The following is a 17,485-nucleotide window of genomic DNA, read 5'->3' on the forward strand; positions in this document are numbered from 1 at the left end:
AGCAGGCGGGGGCGTCGTTCGCAGACTCGCTTCATGCCGAAATTGAACCGGCGAGGAAGGCCCGACTTGGGGTGGAGGTCGGGCCTTCTTTTATTGCTCTCCGTGCCGCTACTTGATGGCGTTGAGATCGACGCCCTTGCTTTCGCGGATAAAGATAACGCCGATGACCAAGGTCATCGCGGCGATCGCGATCGGATACCACAGCCCATAGTAGATATCGCCCTTGGCCGCGCTCATCGCAAAGACCGTTGCCGGAAGCAGGCCGCCGAACCAGCCGTTGCCGATATGATAGGGCAAGGACATGCCGGTATAGCGGATGCGGGTCGGGAACATCTCCACCAGGATTGCGGCGATCGGGCCGTAGACCATGGTCACGTAAATGACGAGAACGGTCAGAATGGCGATGGTCAGAGGCCAGTTGATCGCCGAGGGATCGGCGACCATCTTGAAGGCACCGCCACTGGGTACGGTGTAGACCGGCATCTCGGTTGCGCCGGCGGCCTGGTCCGCCGTTAGAAGCTTCGCCTTGACGAGATCGGCAACGGGCGTGACGGTCTTGTCGCCAGCCCGAACCGTTGCCGCATTGAGCCCGAGTTCGGGGTTTGCGGCAATGAAGCCATCGAGCTTGGCATCCGGCACCTTGGCGGGATCGCGTGCCAGCGGGAAACCGGCCTTCTGCAAGGCAAGGTTCATATCGTGTGCGAATGAGGCGCTCTTGGCCGTCGCACCGGTCCCGGCTGCGGTGGCATCATAAGATGTCACGGTCGCGTCACCGATCTTGATGGTTGCGGGTTGCCCGGCCGGCCCATCGGCAACCGTATAGGGAACCGATGATTTCGACAGGAAAGACGTGGCGATATCGCACGAATTGTTGAACTTGGCCGTGCCGACCGGATTGAACTGGAAGGTGCAATCGCCGGGGGCGGCCGTCACAACGGCGCGGATGGTTTGTTCAGCCTGGGCGAGCGCCGGATTTGCCGCGTGGGTCAATGCCTTGAACAGCGGGAAATAGGTGAGGATTGCCAGGGCAAGACCTGCCATGATGATCGGCTTGCGGCCGATCTTGTCGGACAGCCAGCCGAAGAACACGAAGAAGCCGCTGCCGATCAGAAGCGCTATGGCGATCATGATGTTGACCGACTGACCGTCGACCTTCAGCACGTTCTGCAGGAAGAACAGCGAATAGAACTGCCCCGCATACCATACGACAGCCTGACCGGCGGTGAGGCCGAACAGGGCAAGCAAGGCAATCCGGGCGTTCTTCCATTGTCCGAAGGCTTCCGACAGCGGCGCCTTGGAGCCCTTGCCCTCTTCTTTCATCTTCTTGAAGGCTGGCGATTCACTGAGGGATAGCCGGATCCAGACCGAAATACCGAGAAGGATAAAGGACAGGATGAAGGGAATGCGCCAGCCCCAGGCAGCAAACGCATCCTTGCCGAGCCAATTCTGCACCACCAGGATCACGATGAGCGACAGGAAGAGCCCGAGCGTTGCCGTGGTCTGGATCCATGATGTGTAAAAGCCGCGCCGGTCATTGGGTGCATGTTCGGCGACATAGGTCGCCGCACCACCATATTCGCCGCCGAGCGCCAGGCCCTGCAGCATGCGCAGCGCAATCAGAATGACCGGGGCAGCGACGCCCCAGCTGGCCGAGCCGGGCAGGATACCGACCAGGAAGGTCGAGAGGCCCATGATGAGAATGGTGACCAGGAAGGTGTATTTGCGGCCGACGAGATCGCCGATCCGCCCGAAGACCAAGGCACCGAACGGCCTGACGAGGAACCCTGCGGCGAAAGCGAGCAAGGCAAAGATGTTGCGGGTTGCCTCCGGATAGTCACTGAAGAAGGCGGCGCCGATGAAGGCGGCCAAGGATCCATAGAGATAGAAGTCATACCATTCGAACACTGTGCCGAGCGAAGAGGCAAAGATGACCTTCTTCTCTTCCCTGGTCATGCCTCCTCGACCAGTCGTCTCAGCCACGGATGTGGTTGCCATTACTCAATCCTCCCAATTGCACCAGGGACACAGTCAAAAGACCCGTCTCATGTCCCCCACGATGACATTCCGCAGGACCTTCCAGCCGGCTCGCGGCGGAAAGTCGCGCCAGTGGGTGCTCTCCGGATTTCCTCCCCCAGGAGAGCACGCACCTGATGCATTTGCGAGTGTTGGCTAAAAATTGAAAATTGCAATGCCTGCAACCGCAGTCGCTTATGGAAAACTGTGCGTAAGGCATCAGGAAACGCGCGGAATTGTGTAGCAAATGCCGTCAACCCGCCCAGCGACTATGAGATTGCCGGGATCGCGCCTGGAGCGCTCATCTGCACGTTTTACGCATACGCCCCATTATGGGACCAGGTCGGCGGCTTTGTGTTCTTCCCGCGCAGCTTCCCAGACTTCACGGGCGGCATCAGCGTTCATGATTGCAATGCCGATCCCGACAACGACGTCAGGCCACACCGACAATGTATAGGCTGTGACAAGGCCTGTAAGGATGATTGCGACATTGGCGAAAGCGTCATTGCGGGCGGATAGAAAAGCTGCTCGCGTGAGGCTTCCACTATGGCTGCGAAATCGTGCCAGCATGAAGGCGCATGACAGATTGACGAGCAGCGCCCCGCCGCCTGTCATCGACAAGGCGAACGGCTCAGGCGGCACCGGCGTATTGAACTTGCTCCACAGCGCCCACACCATCGCGAGGGCTGGAATAAGAAGGATACCGGCAAGCGCCATGCCGACCCTAGCCCGAGCTTTGAGGGACCAGCCCATTGCAAGAACAATCAGCAGATTGACCGAAGCGTCTTCGAGAAAATCGACGCTATCAGCAAACAATGACACCGACCCAATTTTGAGTGCGATGGCGAACTCTACCCCGAAATATCCGAGGTTAAGAAGAGCAACGATAAGGACGGTGCGTCGGAGTCCGGCGTCAAAGGTTTCGGTCATAGGGCTCCCTGCCAACCAGATCGTTCTTTGTGGCGATTTGCTGTCGGACATACGAGGCCGAATTTGGAGAAGCTAACCCAAGTGCATCACGCCGCCGTTTAGGGTAGGGGGTCAAAGCTCCTCTTGCAACTTTGCCATGAATACCTCAGCTGTGCTTTTATACCCGAGGCATTTTCCCGGCTGATCGTTGAGATGGCGGGCAAGGTGTAGCAGGGTCGGGATAGCATCGAACGGCAACATTCGCTCAAATCGCAAAATGGCGGGCTTTCGGCGAGCCCCGATTTTGGGCTTATTCAACAATATCCGCCAATAGCGGATCGTTTCAGCATGGCGAACCAAAAGGAGTCAGCTGCAATGAAGTGCCTGCGCATCTATGCCACCCCGGATGGCGAGTCGCATTTCGACGAAGTCGAATTGCCGACGACGACGAGGTCGGTGCACCCCGTTGCAGTGCCGTTCGAGGTTTCGGCCAGTCGTCAGGCGTCCCGCGTCCGCCTCACCCGCATCCCAGCGGGCATGGGCGAGGTTGCTTGGCATACGGTTCCAGATCCGGTGCTTACAGTCAGGCCGGATGGTTCGGTTGAATACGAGACGAGCGACGGAGAGGTGCGGCTCGGCGGCTACCTCGAACGGCCTCCACCGGCGGCCATCATGAATTTCGTTTTGGAGGGATAGGTGATGGCTGAAGAAGCAGCGTTGAATTTCGCAGATTTCTATGATGCCGAGCTTGCTCGCCACAACGCGCATTTTCGGGTCGCCGCCGCGGTTGGGCGGTCTGATAGTGTGCTCGATATCGGTTGCGGCGCCGGACAAACCACACGTGACGCCGCCCGCGCTGCTGAGACAGGACGAGCACACGGAATCGACCTGTCCGTCAGGATGCTGGAGATTGCCCGCCGGCGCAGCGCCGAGGAGGGGTTACCCAATGCTACGTTCGAAGTGGCGGATGCACAGAACCATTTCTTCGCAGAAGGGGAATTCGACCTTTGCATCAGTCGATTTGGCGTCATGTTCTTCGCCGATCCGGCGGCGGCTTTCGCCAACATCGCCAACGCCGTACGGCCGGGTGGGCGTTTCGTCTTCATGGTCTGGCAGGGCGGAGACCGCAATGAGTGGGCCACGGCTATACATGAGGCGCTTAACCCGAATTCAACTCGTCCGGTTGCGGCCAGCAAAGCCTTTTCGCTGAGCGAACCCTCCGTGACGTCGGGGCTGCTCGAAACGGCCGGGTTCACCGCCATCGAGTTTCGTGAAATCAACGAGCCTGTGTTCTACGGTCCGAATCCTGAGACCGCATTGGCGACTGTTCAGACATTTGAAAATGTCGAGAAGGCTCTCAATCGTCCCGTCGAGACGGCCGAAATACGGGCGCGGCTGCTCGATATGCTTGAGGCCCACCAGACGCCCCACGGAATTCAGTTCGATTCGCGCGCATGGCTGATCACCGGTTGCCGGAACGGCGGCAGGTAATGGGCATCAAAAACTATTTGATTGAAGGCGTTTCCGGCACCGGCAAAACCACGGTGGCTGAAGAACTGCAACGGCGCGGCTACCACGTCATCCACGGTGACCGGGAGTTATCCTATCTAGGCGATCCCGAGACTGGTGAACCCCTGGATGGGCTTGCCCACGACACCATGACGGACAGTGCCAGATGGGGGCACGAGCACCATATTTGGGATGTAGGCAAGGTCGAATCCATGATCGCTGATCAACGCAACGCGATCTCCTTTTTCTGCGGCGGCTCTAGAAATTTCGCCCGCTTTATCGATTTGTTTGATGGGGTCTTCGTCCTCGACGTCGATCTCGACACCTTGAACCGACGGCTTGTCCAAAGACCAGAAGACGAGTTTGGCGGAAAGCCGGGCGAACGGAAGCTGATTGCGCGATTGCATGCAACGAAAGAGGATATTCCGGCGTGCGGTGTCGTAATCGACGCCACAGCGCCGCTCGACGTCGTTGTCGACGAGATTCTCTCGAAATGCGGAGAGGCGGACCAAGGGGCCTGCTAGGCTCGGCGGCGCGCCGTTCCCGCGTGCATTATTGGTGATTTCCGCACAGCGTGAATGTCGGCCTATATCATGCGGTTTGCATCCGCAGGCGTTGCATGGGCGGGAAGGCAAGGGCAATGGCCGCCGCGCCCAGTCCCACCATGGACGAGCCGATGAAGAGCCAGGAATAGTTGGCGAACGTATCGAATATCCAGCCGCCGATCAGCGGCCCGGCGGCCATGCCGATGCTCGATAACATCGAGGCGGCGCCGAAGACCGTTCCAATGACACGCTGCCCGAAATATTCCCGCGCCAGCACCGCATAAAGCGGCATGACGCCGCCATAAGCGCTTCCGAAGATCACCGCCAGCGCATAGAACTGGCCGAGTTCGCTGACCAGAAGGTAGGTGGCGAGTGCTGCCGCCTGCACCAGAAGGCCGGCGACCAGAACCGGCTTGACGCCCAGCCGGTCGGCGAGCGTGCCGTAAAGGAGGCGGCCACCGAGACCCGCCAGCCCTTCGACGCTGTAGATGCTGACGGCGACCATCGGCGTCACGCCGCAGATCGTCGCATAGCTGACCATGTGGAAGATCGGGCCGGAATGAGCCGCGCAACAGGCAAAGAAGGTTGCCCCAAGGACGATGAACTGCGGCGAGCGGAAGATCCGGCCGAGCGGCAGGCTTTTTTCCTCCGTCGGTCCTCCCTCGGAGCTGGCGCCGGCGTCTGCAGGCACAGGTGCGCTTTGCACCAGCAGCGCGGCCGGTATCAGCAGCGCCCATGCCATGATGCCGATCACCATCATGGCAAAGCGCCAGTCGTAGGCCGAAATGAGATAGCGGGCGAAGGGCGATACGGTCATCGGCGCGACGCCCATGCCGGCAGACACCAGCGATACGGCGAGGCCTCTGCCCTCCTCGAACCACGCGGTCGTTGCTGCCATCATGGGGGCGAAAAAGGCGCTGGCGGCAAGACCGACCAGAATGCCGTAGGTCAGCTGGAACTGAAGAAGCGAGCCGGCTCTGCTTGCCAATACGAGCGCAAGCCCGAGCAGCAGCGCCCCGACGAGGACGACGATCCGCACCCCGAAGCGATCGCTTGCCGCACCCCAGGCAAAGGCACCCAACCCCATGACCAGGAAATTCAGCGTCATCGCAGCGGCGATACCGGCATGCGACCAGCCTGTGTCGGCAGCGATCGGCACCTGAAAGATCGCCAAGGAAAACATCGCGCCGAGTGCGACGCAGCTCATCAGTGCACCGGCGCCGACGATCACCCAACGATAGGAGGAATTCATCTCTCGCAACTCCTTCAGCTCGACCCGCGACGTCAAGGATCTCACATTTATCCCTCGCGTCACCTTTGGAATAAAGACGATCGAGCCTTAGCGATTTCGACATTGCCGTGCCTGAATTCTTTCAATTGGCGAGCTGAATGGGATTTGGAGGGTTCAGGCGAGGAGCGCGCGGTGACGAAATCCCTTAAAATATGCCGATCCTCGGACCAATGGCAGCCAAAAATCGCGGCCCGTCGCCGTTGGCATGTCGCCGAGAAATTAATCCTGAGCTCATATAGGACTGCTAATACTACCGTCTTAATGCCGAAAGAACCTGCTTTCCACGCCCAAGGCAACCGAAGGCAGCTGCGAATGACATACGGCCCTAGTGCATACCGAACCGGATCTTCAAAATCGTGGAGCGGACCATTCAATGGCTCATATCGTCATCATCAATCCGCGTTTCGAAACCTCTTATTGGGGCATGGAACACGCTCTGCCGCTGTTTGATGTGAAGGCTAACCTTCCGGTGGCCTGCCTGCCTCTCTTGGCAGCACTGACGCCTGCGGAGCATATCATCACCTTGGTGGACGAGAATATCGAACCGATCGATTACGGCCTGTGCGAGAGGGCTGATATCGTCGCGCTGACGGGGATGATCGTCCAGCGTTTCCGCATGACGGAGATCCTGACCGAGCTTAAACGACGCAATTGCTTCACCGTCGTCGGCGGGCCTTGGGTTACGGTCAAGGAGGACTATTTCGGCAATCTCGTCGATGTCTCCTTCATCGGCGAGGCGGAGGAGACCTGGCCGAGATTCCTGCTCGAATGGCAGCAAGGCTCTCATGCGCGACGCTACGAACAGACCGACAAGACGGATATGAGCACGGTGCCGGTGCCGCGCTTCGATTTGCTGAAAATGGATGAGTATGCCGTCGGCAGCATCCAGTTCTCGCGCGGCTGTCCCTTTACCTGCGATTTCTGCGACATCATCGTCGTTTTCGGGCGTAAGCCGCGCATCAAGACCAGCGCCCAGGTCATCGCCGAAATGGAGGCTTTGCTGGCGTCCGGCATGGATACGGCCTTTATCGTCGACGACAATCTGATCGGCAACAAGAAGGCGATCAAGGAGGTTTTGCGTGATGTCGTCGCCTGGCAGGAGCGACATCACTATCCGATGACGTTTCTGACCGAAGCGTCGATCGATCTGGCCGATGACGCGGAGCTGATGCAGCTGATGGTCGACGCCAATATCCGGGTGGTCTTCATCGGCGTCGAGACGCCGAACGAGGAGGCATTGCGCGAAACCAAGAAGCTGCAGAACCTGCGCAAGGGCGGAACGATGCTGGACAAGATCCACGCTGTCCAGCAGACAGGCATGGAAGTCTGGTGCGGCATGATCCTCGGCTTCGACAGTGACGATGCAACGATTTTCGATGCGCAGCGCGTCTTCATCAAAGATGCGCGCATCGTCAACGCCATGATCGGCATGCTCGCCGCTATTCCGAAGACGCCGCTCTACGCGCGCCTTGCCAAGGAGGGGCGGCTCGATCACGACGATCCGCCTGCCTTCGGCACGAATGTCATTCCCCTCAATCTCTCCCGCGAAACGCTGCGGGATGGATATCTGTCCGTCTTGAGCGACCTGCATGAGCCGGGCGCCTATTTCGACCGCCTGGATGCGCTCTATATCGATGCCCGCATCGAGCCGGAAAGTACCCGCTTACGTCATCTGCGTCGTCATCCGCTGCGCCTGCTTGCTCTCAACGCAACATGGGCGCTGGAGGCAATCGGCATCTTCATAAGATTGATGCGGCGGGTGAAGGAGGCGGACCTGCGCGCCACTTACCGGCGGCGGCTTCTCAAGCTGCTGTGGTATCGCCGCTCTCCGGTGATCCTGCAGATCTATGCGATCAAGTGCGCGATGCATTACCATGCTCATATCATGGTTCAGCAGATGCGCACCGGCGGCGGTATCGTCAATTCGTTCTAGCGGAACCTGGAGATCAAAGATTCCCGATCTGAAGATTGCGATTGCTTCATGATCTCCAGTTAGATTAATTAGCCGACTAAATAATTAGCGTTCTATCTGTTGCATCGATGCAACAGATAGAGCCGGATGCCTGCAATTCGAAATTGTGGGGTTGCCGATTCGAACATCTTGCGTATGATACACTTATCCGCAAATCAAACAGAGGAGGCGTCAAATGCATCATATGCGAATGTTTACTTACGTCTCTGGCGGATTGATCTCGATGGCCTCGGTGTGTGCAGCACCAATGGCACGACGATCACTTATTTAAAGCCGTAAAAAGCTTTATCTGCCGCCCCTTAGGCGTTTTCCCGTTAAACCGATGTGACTTGCTGACGGAATGGTTCGGCGCGTTTTCCGCGCGCCTGCTCCTCAAGCTGGTCGAGCTTCAAGAGGACCTGGCCGTACGATCGCGCCAGGAAAAGACAATGACGCAATCACAATTATTAGTTGCCGATAACTTAACGGCGACGGTCAACGAACTGTATCAGAAATTCGGCGCATGGAGAACCGCGCGTGCCTTGTTGCTTGTCGCCTGGAGGCAGAGGCAAACACGCATGCAGGTTGCGGAGCTTTCGAATTCCCAGCTTCGCGACATAGGCCTTCCCGAGCGAGAGGATAGTCTGGGCCATCCCAATTTCCTGCCGCTGCATCTGCGCCGCTTCGGTTAGACCTGAACCGCAGGCGAGGCCATGCCGAGAAGGTCATTGAATGAGACCGTGCATCGCGGCTTACCGAGAACCATGCGGGGGAGAGCTATCTGCACTTCCCCATATGGACCAGCTTTGCATCGCACCCGTTTGTGTCCGCCAAGTACCGGTCGCAATGTTCCTGCAATGCGCCTATGCAATTGCATTGATTTCTGCGCAGGGGTGGAGCATTGCGGATTCTGTTGCTTGAGGACGAGCCTGAAATGGCGTCGGCGCTGTGTGCTGCGTTGGGAGCCCGCGATGCCGTTGTCGATCATATGTCGACGCTGGGCGATGCGGAGGAGGCAGCAAGAAACATTCTTTACGATGTCGTCCTGCTCGACCGTCAGCTCCCGGATGGAGACGGCCTTTCGCTCATTCCCAAACTTCGTGCGAGCGGTATCAGTGCACCCGTGATCGTACTGACGGCACGCGGCCAGCTCGACGACCGCATCGACGGCCTCGATATTGGCGCTGACGATTATCTCGTCAAGCCTTTCGCGATTGAAGAACTCCTGGCACGCTTGCGTGCGATTATGCGCCGACCCGGTGACATCCGGGCCGACGTGGTGAGCCTCGGCCGGATGTCCTACGATTTCGGATGCCATGAAGCGCAGGTCGATGGCCGCCGGCTCGAATTGCCGCGCCGGGAACTGCTTGTGTTCGAGGCGCTGGCACGCCGCATCGGCCGCACGGTTCCGCGGCATATGCTCGAAGAGGCCGTTTATGGTTTCATCGATGATATCCAGTCCAACACGCTCGATGCGCATATTTCCCGTCTGCGTCGAAAGCTCGCCGCCGTTGGCGCCGGCCTTGAGATCCATCCCGTTCGAGGCATCGGCTATCTCATGAAGCAGACGTCATGAGCCTCCGTCAGCCTTCATTGCGATGGCAGCTGGTTTGGCGCCTTTCCTCGCTTCAGGCGGTCTTTTTGACCGTGCTTGCGATCCTCATCGTTGCCGCGCTCTGGGTGACCGGAAGCTTTGTCTCGCTCCAGCCGGAAGACGAGACAATCGACGCAATCGCACAGTCCATTGCACGAGGAGAGAACGGCGCTTTAACGCTCAGCCAGACATCGGCGCTGGCCGCGCGACGCGCCGAACTGCCGGGTCTCTGGTTCGTCGTAAGGGATCGCAGCGGTGCGACGATCGCCGCCGGTGTCGTACCGCAGGCCTATGCGAGCATCGGTGGTGCGCTTGATGGCATCGGCCAGGCGCGCTTCGGCAGCAATCTTGGAGGAAACCTCGTGCCCGCCGCCCGGCTCCAATGGGTGCACTCTCCGGTCGGCGAGGTGCAAATCCTGACAGGCGTCGATGGCAGCGTGTCGACGTCCCGCGTTATTGCGGCGGCCAGCATCGTGTTTTTCAGCGCTCTCCTGCCGCTGCTCGTCGTCACCGCGATCGCCACTCTCGTCGCGGCGCCGCTCGTGGTTCGTCGGGCATTCTCCTCGCTCGACAGTGCCGTGGCACGTGCGGAGGAAATCGATATCAATCGTCAGGGGACGCGCCTGCCGGACGAAGATGTTCCAAGAGAGATTTTACCGCTCGTCGGCGCCGTCAACGATGCGCTTGCCCGGCTGGACGAAGGCTATGAACGGCAGAAGCGCCTCTTTGCCCATCTTGCCCATGAGTGGCGCACTCCCCTTGCAATCCTGCAGGCGCGGTTGGACGGTTTGCCGCCAAGCCCGCTGAAGGAACGCCTCTTCGAGGATACGGTCCGGCTTGCGACGCTTGCCGAACAGTTTCTCGATCTGCAGCGTCTCAATTATCGGTTCGAGCCGACTTTGATCAACCTCGTGGATGTCGCGCGGCACGTCGTCTCCGAACTGGCGCCGCTTGCCATTGCCGCCAATTACGAACCTTGCTTCCAGGCAGACGAAGATGCGGTCGAAATATTCGGCGATCGCGTGGCGCTCGAACGCGCCGTCACTAACCTTGTGCAGAATGCGATCCACCACGGGGGCCGGCGCGGCGGCATAACGGTGCATGTCGGCCGCGCGACCGGCATCACCGTGACCGACGAAGGCCTGGGTGTTCCGGCGGATGAACGGTGCCGCATCTTCGAGCCGTTTCATCGCCTGGAGAGTCGCGGCAAGGGGTTTGGCCTCGGTCTCAATCTCGTTCAGGAAATCGCCCTGCTGCACGGGGGAGAGGTCTACGTCATGGAAGGTCCCAGAGGCGGCGCAGTCTTCAGGCTGAGTTTCCCCTTGGCCGAATAGGGCAGGGTGCCAGGTTCTCGGTGCAATGTTCTTGCAATCGGATGCGCCTAGACGGTGTCCGGAAAGGCCGAATCTCTCGGTCACGCAGGCGGAATCTCATGTCCAATACATTGCTGTTCCTACGAACGCTGTTATCCAACCCGCGGATGGTCGGTGCCATGCTACCGTCAGGCGCGATGCTGGCTGATCTCATCACGAATGAGGTGGATCCTTCCGATGGCCCCGTTCTCGAACTCGGACCCGGGACCGGCGTCTTTACGGAGGCCCTGCTCGCTCGCGGCGTACATCAGAAGGACCTGACGCTGGTGGAGTTCGCCTCCGACTTTGCCGGCATGCTTCGAGTGCGGTTCCCTGAAGCTCACGTTCTCTGCGCGAATGCGGCAAGGCTCGGCGCGCACAACTTGCCCGAGGACGTGTTGTTCGGATGCGCAATCAGCGGACTGCCGCTCTTGAACATGTCGCCAAAAGCGGTCGTCGCAATTCTGACTGGCGTCTCGTCCCGACTGCGCGAAGGCGGCGCTCTGTATCAGTTTACCTACGGGGTTCGCTGTCCTGTTTCGTACCGGTTGCTCGACCGGTTCGGTTTCAAGGCAACGCTGCATGGCCAGGTCTTGCGCAACTTTCCGCCCGCCAGGGTCTATAAAATCATCAGGCGCAGGCCGCCAAGACTATCGGCGGCTCCAAGATGAATGCCCCATCCCAACTCTTCAATTTCATGCCCGCTCTGGCCGGGTGGGGGCTGCTTGGCCTCGCGCTATGTTCAACGATGGAAAAGCTCGTGCCTATCATACCGTCCGGCGGCATGTTCATCATGCTCGGAATATACGGCGTGCCTGCCTTGCCCATTTTGCCGTGGGCGATCGCCGTCACCGCAGCCGGATCAACCGCGGGTTCATTGTTCTGGTACGGGCTGGGACGATGGTTCGGGCCCGATCGCGGCGACGCTCTTGCTCTGCGCGCGGGGAGCCTTCTACGCGTCCGGAGCGAACGATACTGGCAGCTTAAGGATCGGTATCGTCGTCACCGATTCTGGCTGACCCTTGCCAGTCAGACTCTCCCCGCTGTCAGGGTCTATGCGGCATTTCCCGCCGGGGTTCTCGCCATGCCATCAACCGGCTTCATCATCGCGACCTATATGGGCGCCGCTTTTTGGAATGGGCCGTTCTTGCTGTCGGGTTACCTGCTGCGCGAATACGGGTTCGATCGGGAAACAGCGATACTTGCGACACCAGCCGCAATTTTCCTGGCCCATCCCCTGCTATTCCTGGCATCTCGCCTGTGTCGACTAATCCACAAAGCGGCCTAGCCCACACATTGACTGAATGACTTGGAACCTTCGGCGCGCAAGCCTGGGGTTGTCATTCAAAGAATCGGGCGTTCTACACGGTCAGAACCGCGTAGATGACGCCGCCGTTTTCGCCGCGCGTGACGGAACTATCGGCAAGCGGGTGCTTGAGCTTGTCGATGATCGCCAAGATGTCTCTTTCGGTTCGCCATATCAGCGGCCAGTTCATGAAGGTTTCCATATAACCTTCAACGCCGATGTCTTTTGCGAAGTTCGCGAGAAGAAACTTGCCGCCGGGTTTCAGCATCTGCAAGCAGCGTTCCGTCAGCTTCACGGCAACGTTTTCCGCCAGATAGTCGTAGAGCCCGGCCGCGTAGATGAAGTCGAATGTTCCGAGCTTCTGCGCCCGGCCGAGGATCGTGCGAACGGAGCCGTTGATCGCCTCGACACGGCTTCCGTGGTAGTTCGAGCTGACGGTCCCGACGCTGATGGGATCCTGATCGAGCGCGACCCAGCGCTTGAGCCTCTCGCTCCGCAGGGCATGGGAAAGCTCTGCCTCGCGAAGGTGCCCGGCGGCGATTGCCAGGACTTCCGCATCGCTGTTTGCGGCAGCCAGCTCATCGACATGAGCCGCAAGAATGTCACGTCTCTCGCGCACGGCCACCGCGGATGCCGCTCTCCGGGTGAAATCGTAAACTTCGGCGCCGAGCGCCGATGCTTCCTTCACCTGTGCGGCAACGGTCGGGTGCTCGTAGATGAAATCCAGCAGATAGGCGTCGCCGCTGTAACCTCGCGGCTTCTCGAAGGACCATCGCGTCAGGGGATCCTGGAGCAAAAATGACGTGACGGGGTGTGTCTGCGCAAGGGACGCAAGGCGTTCCCAGACTACAGGCGTCGACTTGTTCCTCAGTGCCTGCAGCCGCTCCGTCAAGGTTTTCATGATGCCTTGAACGGGAGAATTGGCCTCGAATGCCTGCTGTGTCAGGGACAGAATAAGGGCGAGTTCGGCTTCGCCCTCTTTGAGTTGTTCGGTTGTAAGATTGTTAACCGATGATCTCGTGTGTTCCGAGATGGACTGCGCGGTAACAAGGCTATAGCCGTCGAGAGCAGTTTGAAATTGTTTCAATTTTAAATGATTCCGTGAAGACTATGCAAACCATATCGCACATAAAATTTGAGCGCTATGGTTTTGTTAATTTCGCTGGGTCAACGCTGTCGCTACCAAACGGACTAGATTGGCTGCCAGTCGTGGCGGCCGATTCGTTCCGTCGCGAGACGCAAAGGTCAAGCGGTAGACATGAGGTCTTGGCTAACTCGGGTGATGATGAGCATGCGTCGATTGTGGGGAGGAGGCGATTTTGAGCAGGGAGACGCCCGCCGGTCGAGTCCCCCCACCGGACTTCGCGCGCTCTACAAGGATTACAGCAACGAGGCGCGTCGCGCATTGGCGCGCAGCGGCCTGTGGCTTGCCGTGCCCGTTTATCTTCTTTTCGTGGTCACGGATCTGATCTTTATTCCCGACGTCTCGCACGTGACCATTCCGGCCCGATTCTTCATCGGCGGCGTCTCGCTCCTGGTTCTGGAAATCCAGTTTTCGCTTCAACGTCGCGCGGGAGAGCTGGAGGCGACCTGTGCCGCTGCCGTGGTTTTCGGCTGCATCGTGTGGCTCGTGCCTGCGCTAGGCACCTTCCATGCCGAAGCGTTCTCCTATTATGCCGCGTATGGCGCGATTTTCATGATGGGCGTCAATCTGTTCTTCAGTCTCGAATTCGGCCTTGCGATAGCGTCGTCGGGTCTGATCTTTGTCAGCTTTCTGTTGTCGCTGATCGTCTTTCACTACAGCCCCGCTTACTGCCTGGCTTTCACCACCTTTTACCTTTGCTGCTTCGTTTTCACATCCTATGTGAATTGGAAGTTGAACAAGGAGCGCTTCAATGTCTTCCTCAATGCGAGGGAGGCCGAATTGCAGCAGCGCCAGGCCACCGAGCGCGGTGAAGCCCTTCTGCGCCTGTCCATTACCGATTCCCTCACCGGCATGGAAAACCGAAGGGCCGCCGATATCCGGCTGAAGCAATTTTGGGACCGCTGGCGCGAGGAGAGGGCTGGATTTGCCGTTCTGCTCGTCGACGTCGATTTCTTCAAGAAGTACAACGACTATTATGGTCACCAGGAGGGCGATCATTGCCTCGTCACCGTTGCCAATGCATTGGCGGACATTGTTGCCCCCTTGGGCGCGACCGTCGGGCGATATGGGGGTGAAGAATTTATCGTTATCCTCGATGTGGAGCATGGTGCTGATGCATTGGGCCTGGCGGAAGCCATTTGTCGGGGGATCGAAGCCCTCGACATAGTCCATGCCCAGCGGCTCGACGGTTTTCCGCATGTAACGGTGAGCGTGGGGGCGACTGTCACGAGAGAAATCGCCAGCGCAAAGCTTGAAAACGTCATCAACGAAGCCGATCGGGCACTTTACTCCGCAAAGGCAAGCGGGCGGAACTGTGCCCGGCTGTTTGATCCGAACGAGCTTCCGGGTGGCGATGCCAGCGAAAATATCGCGGCCATACTGAAGATCGCCCTTCCGCAAAACCTCGTCTCCCTCGTCTATCAACCCATCCAGTATCTTGAGACCGGCGAGATAGGCGCTTACGAGGCCTTGATGCGCATGCAATTGCTCGATGGCTCGAGCTCTCCGCCCAGCGTCTTCATTCCCATAGCGGAGCGCACGGGAGCCATCATCGATTTGGGATATTGGGCGATCAGGACGGCATGCCGGGAGTTGCTGTCGCGTGATGTCGTCGAGACCGTGAGCATCAATGTTTCTCCGATCCAGCTGAGGGCCCCAACCTTTGCGGCGCAGGTTGCCGCCATTCTTGCCGAGACGGGCGTTTCGGGACACAGGGTTGCGTTCGAGATTACCGAAGGCGTCGATTTGGAGATACGTCCCGACGTTCTCAGCGGCATCCACGATCTCAAGAAGCTCGGCATCAAATTCTGGCTGGACGATTTCGGGACGGGATTTGCCGGGCTATCCTGGCTTCGCCTGATGGAATTCGAAACCGTCAAGATCGACAAATCGTTCCTCCACGATGCCGTAAACAGCACCAGTGCCAGGGTTCTTCTTGAGGATATCGTCGACTTGGTGCGAAATCGCGGACATAAGATCCTTATCGAAGGTGTCGAGGACGATGAACAGCTCGACCTCGTCAAATCCTTTGGTATCGATGCCGTTCAAGGATACCATATCGGGCGGCCGGCACCGCTGCTGAAGCATTCGATGGCCATGATCGCAGGCCGTCGTCGTCGGCAGCTATCCGCGTAAGTATCGATGCCGCGCCGCAGCGCCAGCGGAGGCAAGGATCATGACGAGCGCAGACCTATCTGACATTTACCGAGGCTATATTGATTGCCTGAACGAACAGGATTGGTCGAATTTGGGTCACTTCGTCCATGAGGACGTTGACTACAACGGCAGCCGCATCGGGTTGTCAGGTTATCGCGAGATGCTCAAGCGAGATTTTCGTGCCATTCCCGATCTTCATTTCGACATCCGCCTGCTGATTTGCGAACCGCCCTGGGTCGCCAGCCGTTTGCATTTCGATTGCACGCCGACGGAGATGCTGTTTGACCTGCCGGTGAACGGAAGGAAAGTGCAGTTTACCGAAAACGTCTTCTACGAGTTCCTGGACGGACGGATCCGTCAGGTTTGGTCGATCATAGACAAGGCTGCTATCGCCGCCCAGCTATAGGGCAATTGCGCTCTTGCGTTCAAGGCGAAGGGCTATGAATCCCGCGATGAAGGCGGCGACGCCGCTTGCGACGATAGGGCCGAAGTAACTGCCGGTACGATCGAAAATGAAGCCCGCGGCAGTGGGGCCGATCAAGGCTGCTATGCCCACCGCCGTATAGAGATATCCGAGGACCGCGCCGATACGACGCGTGCCGAACAGATCGGCTGCGACGGCCGGATACAGGCCGACGCAGCCGCCATAGCTCATGCCGAACGTTAATGCGAACAATGCCAGCTGGATCATGCCCGTTGCCGATGCCCATAGGGCAAACGACCCGGCGACTGCAAATGTCAGCGATGCCAGCAACCGTCGGCGACCGAGGCGATCCCCGAGGCCGGCCAGAAAAAAGCGTCCGATGACATTGCCGACGCCGATAAGGCCGACAAGGGCGGTTCCGTCCTGAATCGAAAGACCCATGTCCTGGGCGGCCGCGACGATATGGACGTAAGGGATGAAGGTGCAGAAGGAGGACAGAATAAGCACGATGTAGAAAAGACAAAATCTGCTGTCGCGCCATAGTGTGAGGGCATCTGCATGGCCGTCACGGACCGAGGGCCGGCTCGTATTGTCACGCCTTTTGCGGATGAACATTGCAGCCGGCAGGGCGAGACCGGCAAAGACACATGCGAGCGCGACGAAACATCCCCGCCAGCCGATCGATGGAAGGGCCTGGCCGACGGCAAAGGGCAGGATCAGCGTACCAAGCCCCAGACCGGCCGTGGCGATACCAGACGCCTGACTTCGTTTGCGGATAAACCAGGACTGCACAACCCCGAGGGCCGGAACATAGGACAGGCCAATCCCAAACCCGACGCCAAAGCCATACCAGATGTAAAGCGACAGAAGGGAGCCGGCGCGACTGGCCCCGATATAGCCGAGGATCATCGCCGCCAACCCCAGCACAACCAGGCTACGCGGTGACCGTCTGTCGGCAAGCGGCCCGGCAATCGCGCCCAGCGAATAGAACAGGAAAGCGGATATGGAAAAGACCAAGGCAGTCTCGCCGCGGGACGCGCTGAATTCGGCAGCAAGCCCTGGGAAGGTAGCGGAGAAGGAATAGGCCGCTCCGAAGGTCACGGCCGTCAGCACATGGGTGGCGGCGACCACCTTCCATCCCTCCCGCGTATCGGCCTCTTCATATTCACGCAAGACGGCAAGTTCGGACATCATCGATCTCGATAGAATTGTGCTGTCACCCAATATGGCTTACGGCACCGCGCGGGAGAAATGAATAGCATTGATGCCCTTCATTGATTCCCTTGATCT

Annotated in this window: 16 protein-coding genes; 11 read left to right on the top strand and 5 right to left on the bottom strand. The window is 58.8% G+C overall.

Annotation, left to right across the window (positions count from 1 at the left end; translation table 11 throughout):
- Positions 1-108 precede the first annotated feature (108 nt).
- Both AB8B29_RS19725 and AB8B29_RS19730 read right to left on the bottom strand, forming a co-directional pair.
- On the bottom strand, positions 109-1,995 hold the full coding sequence (locus AB8B29_RS19725) for an MFS transporter (RefSeq protein WP_037192895.1): 1,887 nt from the start codon (positions 1,993-1,995) through the stop codon (positions 109-111).
- A gap of 348 nt (positions 1,996-2,343) precedes the next feature.
- Positions 2,344-2,943 (bottom strand): cation transporter, encoded by a 600-nt coding sequence (locus tag AB8B29_RS19730; RefSeq protein WP_037192894.1) that lies wholly within the window; start codon positions 2,941-2,943, stop codon positions 2,344-2,346.
- A 354-nt stretch (positions 2,944-3,297) separates the two neighbouring features.
- Here AB8B29_RS19730 and AB8B29_RS19735 point away from each other — a divergent pair, with 354 nt between their 5' ends.
- From AB8B29_RS19735 to AB8B29_RS19745, 3 genes are read left to right on the top strand one after another with little or no spacing between them, the layout of a single operon-like run.
- A complete protein-coding gene (locus AB8B29_RS19735) occupies positions 3,298-3,618 on the top strand; it encodes a hypothetical protein (RefSeq protein ID WP_081938693.1) in 321 nt (106 codons plus the stop codon).
- Positions 3,619-4,413 carry a class I SAM-dependent methyltransferase gene (locus AB8B29_RS19740; protein ID WP_081999521.1) on the top strand — a complete coding sequence of 265 codons (795 nt, stop codon included), beginning with the start codon at positions 3,619-3,621 and terminating at the stop codon, positions 4,411-4,413.
- Positions 4,413-4,955, top strand: coding sequence for an AAA family ATPase (locus AB8B29_RS19745; RefSeq protein ID WP_037192890.1), 543 nt, complete (start codon positions 4,413-4,415; stop codon positions 4,953-4,955). The genes AB8B29_RS19740 and AB8B29_RS19745 overlap by 1 nt, the downstream gene beginning before the upstream one ends.
- Positions 4,956-5,022: 67 nt before the next feature.
- Here the strand turns inward: AB8B29_RS19745 and AB8B29_RS19750 are convergent, their stop codons facing one another.
- Positions 5,023-6,228 (bottom strand): MFS transporter, encoded by a 1,206-nt coding sequence (locus AB8B29_RS19750; RefSeq protein WP_037192887.1) that lies wholly within the window; start codon positions 6,226-6,228, stop codon positions 5,023-5,025.
- 412 nt (positions 6,229-6,640) lie between these two features.
- Between AB8B29_RS19750 and AB8B29_RS19755 the strand changes: the two genes are divergently transcribed.
- The 6 genes from AB8B29_RS19755 (at position 6,641) to AB8B29_RS19780 (ending at position 12,452) form a co-directional block, all read left to right on the top strand.
- Complete coding sequence (locus AB8B29_RS19755; protein ID WP_037192885.1) at positions 6,641-8,200, top strand: radical SAM protein; 1,560 nt, start codon at positions 6,641-6,643, stop codon at positions 8,198-8,200.
- Between the two features lie 368 nt (positions 8,201-8,568).
- Positions 8,569-8,910, top strand: a complete 342-nt coding sequence (locus AB8B29_RS19760; protein WP_425349993.1) for a DUF1127 domain-containing protein — start codon at positions 8,569-8,571, stop codon at positions 8,908-8,910.
- A 209-nt stretch (positions 8,911-9,119) separates the two neighbouring features.
- Complete coding sequence (locus AB8B29_RS19765) at positions 9,120-9,794, top strand: response regulator transcription factor (RefSeq protein ID WP_037192883.1); 675 nt, start codon at positions 9,120-9,122, stop codon at positions 9,792-9,794.
- Complete coding sequence (locus AB8B29_RS19770) at positions 9,791-11,146, top strand: sensor histidine kinase (protein WP_037192881.1); 1,356 nt, start codon at positions 9,791-9,793, stop codon at positions 11,144-11,146. The genes AB8B29_RS19765 and AB8B29_RS19770 overlap by 4 nt, the downstream gene beginning before the upstream one ends.
- 98 nt (positions 11,147-11,244) lie before the next feature.
- On the top strand, positions 11,245-11,835 hold the full coding sequence (locus AB8B29_RS19775; protein WP_092573591.1) for a class I SAM-dependent methyltransferase: 591 nt from the start codon (positions 11,245-11,247) through the stop codon (positions 11,833-11,835).
- Positions 11,836-11,912: 77 nt separating this feature from the next.
- Positions 11,913-12,452 (top strand): DedA family protein, encoded by a 540-nt coding sequence (locus tag AB8B29_RS19780; RefSeq protein WP_439006700.1) that lies wholly within the window; start codon positions 11,913-11,915, stop codon positions 12,450-12,452.
- Between the two features lie 73 nt (positions 12,453-12,525).
- On the opposite strand, the gene AB8B29_RS19785 is transcribed toward AB8B29_RS19780, so the two are convergent.
- Complete coding sequence (locus AB8B29_RS19785) at positions 12,526-13,557, bottom strand: class I SAM-dependent methyltransferase (RefSeq protein WP_037192879.1); 1,032 nt, start codon at positions 13,555-13,557, stop codon at positions 12,526-12,528.
- A 204-nt stretch (positions 13,558-13,761) separates the two neighbouring features.
- On the opposite strand from AB8B29_RS19785, the gene AB8B29_RS19790 reads away from it, so the two are divergent.
- Together AB8B29_RS19790 and AB8B29_RS19795 are read left to right on the top strand one after the other, a co-directional pair.
- The gene (locus AB8B29_RS19790) at positions 13,762-15,750 is read left to right on the top strand and encodes a putative bifunctional diguanylate cyclase/phosphodiesterase (protein ID WP_245297465.1); all 1,989 of its coding nucleotides are present in this window, start codon (positions 13,762-13,764) and stop codon (positions 15,748-15,750) included.
- A 40-nt stretch (positions 15,751-15,790) separates the two neighbouring features.
- Positions 15,791-16,177 carry an ester cyclase gene (locus AB8B29_RS19795; RefSeq protein ID WP_037192875.1) on the top strand — a complete coding sequence of 129 codons (387 nt, stop codon included), beginning with the start codon at positions 15,791-15,793 and terminating at the stop codon, positions 16,175-16,177.
- Here the strand turns inward: AB8B29_RS19795 and AB8B29_RS19800 are convergent.
- Positions 16,172-17,386: an MFS transporter gene (locus AB8B29_RS19800; protein ID WP_051963317.1), complete on the bottom strand. Its 1,215-nt coding sequence runs from the start codon at positions 17,384-17,386 to the stop codon at positions 16,172-16,174. The two genes, AB8B29_RS19795 and AB8B29_RS19800, sit on opposite strands and share 6 nt — an antisense overlap.
- Positions 17,387-17,485: the final 99 nt, after the last annotated feature.

The sequence above is a fragment of the Rhizobium sp. 11_C7_N12_5 genome, from assembly GCF_051811145.1.
In the GTDB taxonomy this organism is placed as follows: domain Bacteria; phylum Pseudomonadota; class Alphaproteobacteria; order Rhizobiales; family Rhizobiaceae; genus Rhizobium; species Rhizobium lusitanum.